Source organism: Microbulbifer guangxiensis (genome assembly GCF_021729075.1).
Classification (GTDB): Bacteria; Pseudomonadota; Gammaproteobacteria; order Pseudomonadales; family Cellvibrionaceae; genus Microbulbifer; species Microbulbifer guangxiensis.
This window is the reverse complement of record NZ_JAJSAQ010000001.1, coordinates 755,975-768,017: the sequence shown is the minus strand read 5'-3', so window position 1 is coordinate 768,017 and position 12,043 is coordinate 755,975. Positions and strand designations below refer to the sequence as shown.

Annotated in this window: 14 protein-coding genes; 8 read left to right on the top strand and 6 right to left on the bottom strand. The window is 60.9% G+C overall.

The annotated features are described in order from the left end of the window. Window positions 1-26: 26 nt before the first annotated feature. The 3 genes from LVD12_RS03400 to lysS all read left to right on the top strand — a co-directional run bounded on the left by LVD12_RS03400 (window position 27) and on the right by lysS (window position 3,270). Window positions 27-461: a hypothetical protein gene (locus tag LVD12_RS03400; RefSeq protein WP_237065607.1), complete on the top strand. Its 435-nt coding sequence runs from the start codon at window positions 27-29 to the stop codon at window positions 459-461. 131 nt (window positions 462-592) lie between these two features. Next, window positions 593-1,688 (top strand): peptide chain release factor 2 gene (gene prfB / locus LVD12_RS03395; protein WP_237065605.1). Its coding sequence is split into 2 segments (ribosomal slippage): window positions 593-664 and window positions 666-1,688, totalling 1,095 coding nucleotides; the frame shifts between segments, so codons are not numbered across the junction. Between the two features lie 94 nt (window positions 1,689-1,782). After that, window positions 1,783-3,270 carry a lysine--tRNA ligase gene (gene lysS / locus LVD12_RS03390; RefSeq protein ID WP_237065604.1) on the top strand — a complete coding sequence of 496 codons (1,488 nt, stop codon included), beginning with the start codon at window positions 1,783-1,785 and terminating at the stop codon, window positions 3,268-3,270. Between the two features lie 98 nt (window positions 3,271-3,368). Here the strand turns inward: lysS and LVD12_RS03385 are convergent, their stop codons facing one another. From LVD12_RS03385 to LVD12_RS03365, 5 genes are all read right to left on the bottom strand, one after another. Further along, window positions 3,369-4,253: a PDZ domain-containing protein gene (locus tag LVD12_RS03385; RefSeq protein WP_237065603.1), complete on the bottom strand. Its 885-nt coding sequence runs from the start codon at window positions 4,251-4,253 to the stop codon at window positions 3,369-3,371. Between the two features lie 272 nt (window positions 4,254-4,525). Continuing rightward, the gene (locus LVD12_RS03380; protein WP_237065602.1) at window positions 4,526-5,362 is read right to left on the bottom strand and encodes a PDZ domain-containing protein; all 837 of its coding nucleotides are present in this window, start codon (window positions 5,360-5,362) and stop codon (window positions 4,526-4,528) included. Between the two features lie 29 nt (window positions 5,363-5,391). Continuing rightward, the gene (locus tag LVD12_RS03375) at window positions 5,392-6,003 is read right to left on the bottom strand and encodes a TPM domain-containing protein (protein WP_237065601.1); all 612 of its coding nucleotides are present in this window, start codon (window positions 6,001-6,003) and stop codon (window positions 5,392-5,394) included. Beyond that, a complete protein-coding gene (locus tag LVD12_RS03370) occupies window positions 6,003-6,755 on the bottom strand; it encodes a TPM domain-containing protein (RefSeq protein WP_237065600.1) in 753 nt (250 codons plus the stop codon). Before LVD12_RS03370 ends, LVD12_RS03375 begins: the two co-directional genes overlap by 1 nt. Before the next feature lie 16 nt (window positions 6,756-6,771). After that, window positions 6,772-7,401: a LemA family protein gene (locus tag LVD12_RS03365; protein ID WP_237065599.1), complete on the bottom strand. Its 630-nt coding sequence runs from the start codon at window positions 7,399-7,401 to the stop codon at window positions 6,772-6,774. An 87-nt stretch (window positions 7,402-7,488) separates the two neighbouring features. Here LVD12_RS03365 and LVD12_RS03360 point away from each other — a divergent pair, with 87 nt between their 5' ends. The 5 genes from LVD12_RS03360 to ung are packed head-to-tail and all read left to right on the top strand — an operon-like array spanning window position 7,489 to window position 10,877. Then, window positions 7,489-8,025, top strand: a complete 537-nt coding sequence (locus LVD12_RS03360) for a YaeQ family protein (protein ID WP_237065597.1) — start codon at window positions 7,489-7,491, stop codon at window positions 8,023-8,025. A 59-nt stretch (window positions 8,026-8,084) separates the two neighbouring features. Then, window positions 8,085-8,567 carry a YajQ family cyclic di-GMP-binding protein gene (locus LVD12_RS03355; protein WP_237065595.1) on the top strand — a complete coding sequence of 161 codons (483 nt, stop codon included), beginning with the start codon at window positions 8,085-8,087 and terminating at the stop codon, window positions 8,565-8,567. 8 nt (window positions 8,568-8,575) lie between these two features. Then, on the top strand, window positions 8,576-9,571 hold the full coding sequence (locus LVD12_RS03350) for an esterase-like activity of phytase family protein (RefSeq protein WP_237065593.1): 996 nt from the start codon (window positions 8,576-8,578) through the stop codon (window positions 9,569-9,571). After that, a complete protein-coding gene (locus LVD12_RS03345; protein WP_237065591.1) occupies window positions 9,568-10,158 on the top strand; it encodes a uracil-DNA glycosylase family protein in 591 nt (196 codons plus the stop codon). Before LVD12_RS03350 ends, LVD12_RS03345 begins: the two co-directional genes overlap by 4 nt. Then, complete coding sequence (gene ung / locus LVD12_RS03340; protein ID WP_237065590.1) at window positions 10,155-10,877, top strand: uracil-DNA glycosylase; 723 nt, start codon at window positions 10,155-10,157, stop codon at window positions 10,875-10,877. The genes LVD12_RS03345 and ung overlap by 4 nt, the downstream gene beginning before the upstream one ends. Before the next feature lie 42 nt (window positions 10,878-10,919). Here ung and ygfZ read toward each other — a convergent pair whose 3' ends face one another. Then, the gene (gene ygfZ / locus LVD12_RS03335; RefSeq protein ID WP_237065589.1) at window positions 10,920-11,963 is read right to left on the bottom strand and encodes a CAF17-like 4Fe-4S cluster assembly/insertion protein YgfZ; all 1,044 of its coding nucleotides are present in this window, start codon (window positions 11,961-11,963) and stop codon (window positions 10,920-10,922) included. Window positions 11,964-12,043 lie beyond the last annotated feature (80 nt).

Sequence of the window (12,043 nt, the reverse complement as noted above, 5' to 3'; positions counted from 1 at the left end):
GCCGGGATTCTCAAGGAGGAGAACTGATGAGACTGCAAACCTTTTGCCTTTTGATGCTGGCGTTCTTTGCGCTGGCTGGCTGTGCCCCTGAAGAGAAGGCGAAGCCCGCCGAGAAGCAGCAGGAGGCGAAACCCGAGGAGAAGAAAGAGGATCAGCCCCCCGCCAGGGCCGAGGAGCTGATCTGGGTGTTCCAGAGTCGTGGCAGCCTGCAGTGCGAGGGTGGGGGGACGACGCTCGCAGAGAGCCGCTCCCGTCTGGCTGCCGAGGGCGTGACAGTCCAGGAGTCCCGTTGTGGCGTCCGCACAGACCGTATGTACCCGTCAGTCTGTGGTGGCGCGACCGGCGACATACACCTCCACCTGATCGCCAAAAAATCCCTCGATACCGCCTTGCAGCTCGGATTTGACCCGGCGCAACAGGCCGAGTACCGGAGCAAGGACTGTCCCTCCGGGGAAAATTGACCTCCGGGATGCCGTCCGTTTCCTGAACCGGGCCCGGGGCGTGACCCCGGCCTCGCGCCCCCTCTGGCAGTACCCCATCGCGCTACGGTAGAATGCGCGCCGCCCTAAATTTGCCCGGAAGTCGAGCGACAATGGAAATCAACCCTCTCCTGAACCAGCTGAAAGACCTCGAGGAGCGCACTGACGTTCTTAGGGGGTATCTTTGACTATGCCAGCAAGAAAGAGCGACTGACTGAAGTCGAACTGGAACTGGCAGAGCCGTCCGTCTGGGACAATCCCGATCGGGCCCAGGAGCTGGGCCGCGAGCGCGCCTCCCTGGAAACCGTCGTGACCACCATCGAGAGCCTGGACTCCGGCATCGCCGACTGCCGCGAACTGCTGGACATGGCAGTGGAGGAAAACGACGAGGATTCCGTGGCAGAGGTCGCCAGCGAGATCGAGGGCCTGCAGAAGCAGCTGGGGGTGCTGGAATTCCGCCGCATGTTCTCCGGCGAAAACGACCCGAACAACGCCTATCTGGAAATCCAGGCCGGTTCAGGCGGCACCGAGGCCCAGGACTGGGCGGAGATGCTGTTGCGCATGTACCTGCGCTGGGGCGAGGCTCACGGCTTCAAGACCACCCTCGAGGAGGCCTCCGCAGGAGAGGTGGCGGGCATCAAGAGTGCCACCATCCACTTTGTCGGCGACCATGCATTCGGCTGGCTGCGCACCGAAACCGGTGTTCACCGCCTGGTACGCAAGTCGCCGTTCGATTCCGGCAATCGCCGCCATACCTCGTTCACCTCGGTTTTTGTCTCCCCGGAGATCGACGACAACATCGAGATCGAAGTGGACAAGTCACAGGTTCGCGAGGATACCTACCGCGCTTCCGGTGCCGGTGGCCAGCACGTGAACAAGACCGATTCCGCCGTGCGGCTGACCCATATTCCCTCGGGAATCGTGGTGGCCTGCCAGAGCGAGCGTTCCCAGCACCAGAACCGGGACAAGGCCTGGAAGATGCTGCGCGCGAAGCTGTACGAACAGGAGATGCTGAAGCGCAACGCCGAGAAACAGGCCATGGAAGACAGCAAGGCCGATATCGGCTGGGGCAGCCAGATTCGCTCCTATGTACTCGACGACCAGCGCATCAAGGACCTGCGCACCGGAGTGCAGACCAGTAACTGCCAGTCGGTACTGGACGGCGACCTGGACCAGTTTATCGAGGCCAGCCTCAAGGCCGGTCTCTGACACCTGTCGGGGTGCCCGCAGCCACAGAGGCCGGGCACCCGCTCAACCTTATTGAATCGCTTTCACCACTCAACATTCCGTATTGGAAGTTCCCATGACCGAGATCCAGCAAGACGAAAACAAGCTGATTGCCGAACGCCGCGCAAAACTGGGCGCGCTGCGGGAAAAGGGCAATGCGTTTCCGAACAGTTTCCGCCGCGAAAACCTGGCTGCCGACCTGCAGCAGGCGTTTGGCGAGAAGAGCAAGGAAGAGCTGGAGGCACTGGGCAAGTCCGCCTGTGTGGCGGGTCGTATCCTGGCGAAACGTGGTCCCTTTATGGTGATCCAGGATGTTTCCGGTCGTATCCAGCTGTACGCGGACAAAAATACCCAGAAGGATCTCAAGGAGCGCTTTGGCGGCTGGGATATCGGTGACATCGTTGGCGTGCAGGGCACCCTACACAAATCCGGCAAGGGCGACCTGTACGTGAACTGTGAGGAGTACACGCTGCTCACCAAGGCACTGCGTCCGCTGCCGGAGAAATTCCATGGTATCGCCGACCAGGAGCTGCGCTATCGCCAGCGCTATGTGGATCTGATTGCCACGCCGGAATCCCGGGATGTATTCCGCACCCGCTCACAGGTGATCAATTACATCCGGAGCTTCCTGAATGGCCACCACTTCATGGAGGTGGAGACGCCGATGCTGCAGGTGATTCCGGGTGGCGCCACCGCGCGCCCGTTTGTGACCCACCACAATGCGCTGGATATCGATATGTACCTGCGCGTGGCGCCGGAACTCTACCTCAAGCGCCTGGTTGTCGGCGGCTTCGAGCGGGTCTATGAGATCAACCGCAATTTCCGCAACGAGGGGCTGTCCACGCGGCACAATCCTGAGTTCACCATGCTGGAGTTCTACCAGGCTTACGCCGATTACAATGACCTGATGGATCTCACCGAGGAGATGCTGCGCGGTATCTGTGCCGACGTGATCGGTTCCACCACAGTGGAGTACCAGGGCAGCACCTACGATTTCGCCAAGCCGTTCACGCGCCTGTCGGTGTTCGACTCCATCCTGCGCTACAACCCGGGCCTGTCGCATTCCGATATCGACAATATCGAGGGTGCCCGCAAGGTGGCCGGAGACCTGGATATTCCGCTCAAGGACAGCTGGGGCCTGGGCAAGGTGCAGATCGAAATTTTCGAGAAGACCGTGGAACACCGCCTGGACCAGCCCACATTCATCACCGAGTATCCGACCGAAGTCTCCCCGCTGGCGCGTCGCAATGACGACAATCCGTTTGTTACCGATCGCTTCGAGTTCTTCGTCGGTGGCCGCGAGATTGCCAATGGTTTCTCCGAGCTGAATGATGCGGAGGACCAGGCCGAGCGTTTCAAGGCCCAGGTGGCGGAGAAGGATGCCGGTGACGATGAGGCCATGCACTACGACGCGGACTATATCCGCGCGCTGGAATACGGCCTGCCGCCGACAGCCGGTGAAGGTATCGGTATCGATCGCCTGGTGATGTTGCTGACCAACTCACCATCGATCCGCGATGTACTGCTGTTCCCGCATATGCGCCCTGAGGTCAGCGGCGAATAATAGGGGCCGGCATGCCCCCTGGGCAGGGCGGCTGCGGGTGAATACCCGCTGCCTGCAGCCCCTGGTCCCGACGCAACCAGTTTGCCTGGCAGGAATTGTCAGGGACTGTTTCCGCCCGAATTCCTTCCGGCAAAGACCGCGTTGAACGCGGTCTGTACGCCCAGTGGTCCGGCTGCAACATAGACCGTTTCCTCGGCGTCACCCTCCTGACGCCTGATTACCACTGGCACGCTGCTGCCGGGCACTGACTCGTTTAATAGTGAGCGCATGGTGGGTGCATCCGTCACGGGAACGCCGTTGTAGGACAGCAGCAGATCCCCGGGGCGTATCCCGGCACTGGCGGCGTTTGAGCCCTCCAGCACTGCTGTGATCACCATTCTCTCCCGGGGTGTTGTCGCCTCCCGGTACCGCTCATACTCAGACGGACTCAACTCACTACCGACGAGCTTCGGAATGTTGTCATAGCGCTCCAGCTCCCGGGCAACGGCGACAGCCTCGGCCGTCGATTGATCCTCCAGGTGCTTGTACTGATGGCCTAGTTGTTGCCGTTCGTATCTGAGCTCCCACTCCCGGCGCAGGATCCTTTCGGCCCGCTCCCGGCTGATCCCGGCCTCGATCAACAGCTCCCGACGTGACCTGGAAAAGTTGCGAGTGGGCGGACTGGTCGGCATGGCGCTTTCACGGGGAGCCCCATCGGCGGCCATCACTTTTCCCTCCGCTCCGGAAAGAGACTTAGTGCTCACTGGCTGCCCGTGCATTTCCTCAATCAATGCCAGCAGGTTTTCCTGTATTTCCCTGGCTCTGGCCATCGAGTTCTCGAGTCTGGCAAGGCGATTTTCCAGCGCAGGTGCAGACGTTTCGACGGTTGCGCCATCCCTTACCGGGGTTGTCGGGAGCAGCGGGAGACTGAAGAGAAAGCCGGTAACGGCTGCGAGCAGAAGAATGATTGGCGCTGGTATCGAGCGTTGCTGCAGGGCATGCATGGCGGCTCCATAAATTTTTTATTGTCAAATCAGTGCGAAATGGATCACTGCAGACAGATTTCTGGCGATCGGTTTATTGCCGTTATCGCTCCGATTCTGTCAATCCAGGGTTAGTTCTGCTTTGCTGTGGTTTTCGATGACAAAAGTATTCTGGCGCGCAGGGCAATCACTGGTCGGGTATTTACGCCCGTGTGTAATCAAGTTTCCTAGGGCGAGAGAAACCCTTGTGCAGAATCCTCGCCTATCGGTCAGTGGAGGCACCAGCCGATGTTCTATCCCTGTATCCCCAGCGGTCCGCTGGGTACATAGATGGTCTCGCGGTTATTGCTGCCGGCGCGCTCGATCTCGACGGCAACCATTTTCCCCGGCGGTACCCGATAGACCTGCTGACGCAGATCGCCCATGTGGAAGATCCGCTCGCCATTGTAGGAGATGATCCGGTCGCCGGCGCGCAGACCGGCATCGTGTGCCGGTGTGTCGGGTACGATGCGATCGATACTGATCTGCTGCCGCCGCCCGTTGGCTTCCAGATAGAGGTCGAACTCCTCGGGGCTGAGGAGGTGAGAGAACATCCGCTGCGGATTGCTGTGGATTTCCAGTTCCCGGCGCAGGGCCAAGGCTTCCTCAGAGGACTTGTCGGCCAGGTGACGGTACTGGTAGGAGAGGCGGGTATGTTCGAACTGGAAGCGCTCGGTCTTTTCCAGCACGAACTGGGCCCTGGCCGGGTCCATGCCTGCGTCGATCAGTCGCTCCAGCTGGGAATCGCGATACTGCTGTAGACGCTTGCTGCGGCCTGCTGTTTCATGCCGTCGCCGTCCGCTGTCTGCGGCATCCATTGTGGCGCTGTTTGTAGTGGGCTCGCCCACATAGGTGTCGCCCTCAATGGACTGGCGCAGTTCCTCGACGAGATCGAGGAGCTGGCGCTGGAACCGTCGGGATTCCTCCAGTTCTTGTTCCAGCCGCTCCAGACGCTCTGTCACGGACTGCGGCTCCTGTGCTTTCTGTTGGTATGCGGCTGTCTGGCTCTCGTTGCGGCTGGAGAGGGTGGCCGCCCCCACTGCGAGGGTTGCCACTGTGCCAAGGAAGATACCTGCAAGTCGTCGGTTCAATGGTTTTCTCTCCCGCACGCCGGCGCGCGCTATTCGAGCACCACCAGGTGATCGGGCAGTTCGTTCTTTGCCACTGTCAGCGGTGCGGCTTCCTCGAGGAGATCGCCGCTGCGCTGGATGCAGTGGATGAAGGCATCTGCGGTTCTGCCCCGTTTTACCTCACCGATAAACTGCTCGACGACTTCCCGCCAGGCTTCGTCGGTAACATGTTCTGCGAGTCCGCGGTCGGCGAGTATTTCCACGTAGTGTTCGGCTTCGGAGACAAAGATCAACAGCCCGAGTCGGCCGCGGGTGCTGTGCAGTTCCTGCTCGAGAAATTCCCTTCGGGCCAGGTTGGCGGCGCGCCAGTATTTCACCCGCTTGGGCACCAGTAACATGGTCAGCGGGCGCCAGCGGAAGAGGATCGCCAGCAGGATGAACAGCACCCACTGCAGGGTGAATGCCTCGTAGTACTCGATCCACCAGGGCAGGAACTGCAGCAGGGGCGCCAGCAGCAGGGCAAGGAACGCTGCCCAGAGCGTGGAGATATACAGGTAGTTGTCAGACTCCCGCGCGAGCACGGTGACCAGCTCGGCGTCCGTGCGGGACTCCGCCTCCCGAATGGCCTCGGATACGCGCCGGCGTTGCTGGCTCGTAAGCATTACCATCCCCCTGAAGCGCCTCCACCGCCAAAGCCGCCGCCGCCACCGCCGAAACCGCCACCAAAGCCACCGCCGAATCCACCACCGAATCCGCCACCGCCGTAATAGCCGCCGTAGCGGCCGCGCCGGTAGGTGCCGCGGCTGGGGGGAGGCCCCATCATCGAGCCGCCAAACAGCTGCAGCATGATCAGCAGCAGCACCAGTCCCACCAGCAATGCCACCCGGCGATCAGTGCCGGTCTCCGTGGGCTCCGCCACGTATTCGTTCTTGATCGCGGCGATGATCGATTCCAGACCCGCGGTCACGCCACCGTCGAAGTCTCCGTTGCGGAACCGGGGCAGGATTTTGGTGTGGATGATATTGGAGGAAAGGGCATCAGTCAGTGCCCCCTCGAGACCATAACCGACCTCAATCCGGACCTGGCGCTCGTTCGGTGCGACGATCAGCAGCGCGCCGTTATCTCTGCCCTCCTGGCCAATACCCCAGTGCCGGCCCAGCTGGTAGCCATACTCGGCGATGGTCTGCCCCTGCAGGTCCGGCACTGTCACCACCACCACCTGGTTGCTGGTCTCCTTCTCATGGGCCTGGGCCAGCTCTGTCAGTCGGTACTCGGCGGCCGGGCTGAGCAGGTTGGCATTGTCCACCACCCGGCCGGAAAGGGTCGGGAACTGGATCTGGGCCCAGGCGAACAGGGCACACAGGGTGGCCAGCAGTCCGGTCAGTGCAACGGTGGTAGCACGGCATCGCATCATTGCTGTTTCTGGGCGCTTACTGGAAGTCCACTTCCGGCGCTTCCTCGGCACCTTCTTTAGTCGCCGTGAACGTCGGGCGCAGGGGCATGTCGCTATAAAGGATTTTGTGCCAGATCAGGCCGGGGAAGGTGCGGATCTCCGTGTTGTAGGACTGCACGGCGGAGATATAATCACGCCTCGCCACACTGATGCGGTTCTCCGTGCCTTCCAGTTGCGACTGCAGCGCAAGAAAGTTCTGGTTGGACTTGAGGTCGGGGTAGCGCTCAACCACCACCATCAGCCGCGACAGGGCGCCGCTCAGCTGTTGCTGGGCCTGCTCGAACTGCTGCAGCTTGGCGGGATCGTTGATGATGTTCTCATCCACCTGCATCGAGTTGACCTTGGCCCGCGCCTCGGTGACCGCCTGCAGGGTCTCGCGCTCCTGGTCGGCGTAGGCCTTGACCGTCTTGACCAGGTTCGGGATCAAATCCGCGCGCCGCTGGTACTGGTTTTCCACCTGGGCCCAGGCGGCTTTCACCTGTTCGTCATTGGTGGGGATGTTATTGATGCCACAGCCGGTCGCGGAGACGACGAACAGCACCAGCAGTGGCCAAAAACAGAGGCGCCACGGAGCAAAGCCCCCGCGGCGGGATTTTACTGAAACCATACCCGAAATCCGTGTTTGTCTGACAAGCCCGACAATAATAGCCCCCCGCCGGCCGGCAGCCGGTGCCCTGCGATAACGAGACAGCGAATGGCACTCAAAGCGACAATTTTCAAAGCCCACCTGCAGATCGCAGACATGGACCGGGATTATTACGACAGTCATCAGCTCACACTGGCGCGGCATCCATCAGAGACCGACGAGAGAATGATGGTGCGCCTGCTGGCATTCGCGCTCAATGCCAGTGAACGACTGGAATTTACCCGCGGCCTTTCTTCCGACGATGAGGCGGACCTGTGGCAGTGGAGCCTTGGCGGCGAACTTGAGTCCTGGATTGAGGTAGGGCTGCCGTCGGAGGAACGGATACGCAAGGCCTGCGCCCGTGCCGGTCAGGTGTTGGTGTACAGTTACGGTCGCCGCACCGCTCCGGTATGGTGGCAAAAGGCGGCAGGTGCGCTGGCGCGTTTCGATAATTTGCGTGTTCTCCTGCTCCCCGCCGACGCCTGCGAGGCGCTCGCTGCCCTGGCCGACCGCAATATGGAATTGCAGGCAACCATTCAGGATGGTCATATCTGGATGAATGCCGGTGCAGAGAGCGTGGAAATAATTCCTGAAACACTGAAATAAACAGCCTGAAATAAACAGCCTGAAATAAACAGCCCGCACACAAGAAAACGGAGAAGCCAATGCCTTCCTTTGACATCGTGTCTGAAGTGGACAAGCACCAACTCACCAATGCCGTGGACCAGGTGAACCGCACTGTCGGCAACCGGTTTGATTTCAAGGGTGTCGACGCCGAAGTTGAAATGAACGAATTCACCCTGCTGATCCGTGCTGAATCGGAAATGCAGATCACGCAGATCGTGGATATGCTGCGCGGTTCGCTGATCAAGTGCGATATCGATCCCCTGGCAATGGAGATTGGTGAGATGGAGCAGTCCGGCAAGGCGGTAAAGCAGAGCGTGACGATGAAAAATGGCCTCGATAAAGAGCTGGCAAAGAAAATCGTCAAACTGATCAAAGACGAGAAAATGAAAGTCCAGGCGTCGATCCAGGGCGATCAGGTCCGGGTTACCGGTAAGAAGCGGGATGACCTGCAACAGGTGATTGCTCTGTTGCGGGGAAAAGACCTGGGCCAGCCGCTACAGTTCAATAATTTCCGCGACTGAGTTTGCGCATGGGACGCTTCCCACAGTTTCTCTTCGCTGCCATCGTGGCCGGCTGGGCGAGTGCCTCTCCGGCGCAGGTTGTGCATCGTGCGGAGCTGTTGGGAGCCTGGTGGCTTGCGTACAGCGCAGGTCTGGATATCTCCGGGCTGAGTGAATGCGGGGGGCAGTTACTGGCGGTCTCCGACAAGCGGGATGACCGTATCTACGAGATCCGCTTACCGGCAGTCGCACAAGCGCGGGTGGCCGGCCTTTCCGTTCACTGGCAATTCGAGGCCCCCCGGGCTCCGGCAGGTGGCGACCTGATCAGCCAGCTGGCGGCGCTGGTTCGCCCTGACACCCAGATGGATTTCGAGGGCCTGACCTGCGATGGAGAATTTACCTATCTGGTCAGCGAGCGCCATGATCGCATCACCCGCCTGAAGGGGACTGCTGGTGAGGTGGAGCTGGAGTGGCTGCCATTGCGCTGGCGGGAAGTGGCGCAATCACAGGATTACCTGCAGGTTTTCAATGCCGGTAGCGAAGGTATCGCACATTCCGGCGGTGTTGCGACTTCGGTTTTCTGGGTTGCCCTGGAGCGGCAGCCCCGTGGGCTGCTCCGTATCGCCACGCATGGTGTGGGCGAGGGCGCCGGGGAGGCTGCGACAGCAGCCCTGCAGCTGCTGAAACTCCCCCCGGTAGGTGGACTGGACTTCCGTGGCCGGGCGGAGGATCTCACCGGCCTCGATTTCTACGAAGGTGGACTGTACACCCTCGAGCGCAATGCATCGGCAGTGTGCCGTCGTTCACCGGAAAACCTTGAAGCTGGCTGGTGTATCGATTTCCATGCGATCGAGCATGCCCCCGAATTTGTCTATGCGGATACCCGGTTTGGCAAGGCGGAGGGACTGGCGGTAACCGCAAAAGGGATTTTTGTGGTTCTGGATAACAACAATGTGGCCCGTGCCGCTGATGTTACGGACAAGCGCGCACTGTTAATGTTGCTCGCGCACCCCGATCGCCCATGAGTAAACTGATTTCCCTGCTGGAGGAGGTGCGCGCCTGCCGCCTCTGTGAAGACGAATTGCCCCTCGGTGCGAAACCGGTCCTGCGTGCTTCGCCCACAGCGCGCCTGCTGATTGTCGGCCAGGCGCCGGGCACCAGAGTGCATGCGAGCGGCATTCCCTGGAATGACCCCTCCGGCGACCGGTTGCGGCAATGGCTGGATATGGACCGGGACACCTTCTACGATGAATCCCGAATCGCCATCATTCCCATGGGGTTCTGCTATCCCGGCCGCGGCAAGGGTGGCGACCTGCCGCCGCGAAAAGAGTGCGCACCGACCTGGCACGCCCGCTTACTGGAACAGCTGCCGAACCTGAAGCTCACCCTGCTGATTGGCCAGTATGCGCAGCGCTATTACCTGCCGCACTGGTATGGCAGCATCACCGAAAATGTCCGTCATTTTCGCGATGCGCTCGCCGCGGGCTTTTTTCCGCTGCCGCACCCCAGCCCGCGCAATACACTGTGGCTGAAACAGCGCCCCTGGTTTGAGAAGGATGTCGTGCCCGCGCTGCAAAAAGAAATAAAGAAACTTTTCCGGGACGAACCATGACCGCAGAGCAGAACATAAAAATCGATCCTTCCTGGCGCAAGGTGCTCGACGGTGAATTTCGCAAGCCCTATATGGCCCAGCTGCGGCAATTCCTGCAGGCGGAGAAGCAGGCGGGCAAGCGCATTTATCCGCCGGCCTCGCAGATTTTCAACGCCTTCAATTCCACACCTTTCGATAAGGTGAAGGTGGTGATCCTGGGGCAGGATCCCTACCACGGGGCGGGCCAGGCGCATGGCCTCTGCTTTTCGGTGATGCCCGGTGTGCGTATCCCGCCGTCGCTACAGAATATTTACAAGGAGTTGCACGCGGATCTGGGTATCGCGCCGGCAAAGCACGGCTGCCTGCAGCCCTGGGCAGAGCAGGGGGTGCTGCTGTTGAATACCACGCTGACGGTGGAGGACAGCAAGGCCGGTGCCCACCAGGGCCGCGGCTGGGAGCAGTTTACGGATGCCGCAATCCACGCACTGGCGGACCAGCGCGACGGGCTCGTGTTTGTTCTCTGGGGCAGTTATGCGCAGAAGAAGGGGGCGTTTATCGATCGCAAGCGCCACCTGGTGCTGAGGGCGCCGCATCCCTCTCCGCTGTCGGCCCACCGTGGCTTTTTCGGTACGCGCCCTTTCTCCCAGGCAAATGACTGGTTACAGCAGCATGGCCAGGCACCGATCGAGTGGGCGCTGCCGGAGGCTGCTGCGCTGCGGCGGGTGGCCGTGGAGATTTGATCGAGTTGAATGGCAGTGCTGCGCTGTCAGTCAGTCAGTCAGTCAGTCAGTCAGTGGGTCGGCATCCGCGTCGTAGGGCAATTCGAGCAGTTCGAGGGTACGTCCGTCTTCCAGCTGTAACGGACTTCCCCCGGCGACGCTGGCATTGGCGAGGACGGCCAGCAGGTCGATGCCGTTTTCGCTGCGTTCCGCGACCACCACTTCACCACAATTTTTCTGGCCCGGTGTTTCCACGATCGACTGACCCGGCGCCGGCAGTTTGCCTGATTCACAACGTGCCCGGTACATGCGGCGTTTGGCCTGTCCCAGGTACTGCAGGCGTGCGACCACTTCCTGGCCGGTATAACAGCCCTTCTTGAAGCTCACACCGCCGAGCAGGTGCAGGTTCACCATCTGCGGGATGAAGATGCCACTGGTTTCCGGGTGCAATTGCGGCATGCCATCGTGGATCAGTTGCAGTTGCCAGTGGCAGAAGCCGGCCGGCGTTGCCCCGGCAGACAGTTGTTCCCAGAGGGCGGGGGCGGCATCGATCGGTACCAGGATGGCGGCCTGCTGCCGGTTCACCATATGGATCAGCGCCTCCCCGTCGTCGAAGGTAAACGGGCGGGCGGCGCCGGGTTCCAGGTGTGCGATCTCCGGTACAGCCAGCAATTCCGCCGCGCGTGTTGCCGCATCGGTACCCTGCAGGCCGAGCCAGTGGTGGCTATGGTTGAGTTCCTTCAGGTCGGTCTTAAAGAACACGGCATACTTGGCCAGGGCGGCCAGCGCGATGGGCGCCAGCTCGCGGGGCAGGCTCAGGAGGATGTCATCCTGGGATTTCTTCAGCGCGTGAAAGGCGCTGATCATACGCCCTTTGGGATTGCAGTGGGCGCCGGCGGTACTGTGTCCGTCGGGGAGATTGACCAGGTCGCAGGTCAGCTGTCCCTGCAGGAATTTCTGGCTGTCCGGGCCGTGCACGGAAACGGCGCCCACGGGACTGAGATCGACCAGGTACAGATCCGACTGGATCTCAGGGAAATGGGCACTGTCGCCTTCCCACTTCGCGCCCTTGCCGGAGAGAAATTCCTGCCACTGTGTTCGATCCATTGTCATCGTCTGCTCGCTGTTCCTGACTGCCCGTGGGAGGGGAGTATCTTGGGTTGGCGGCACCGTTTTCAAGCGCGGCC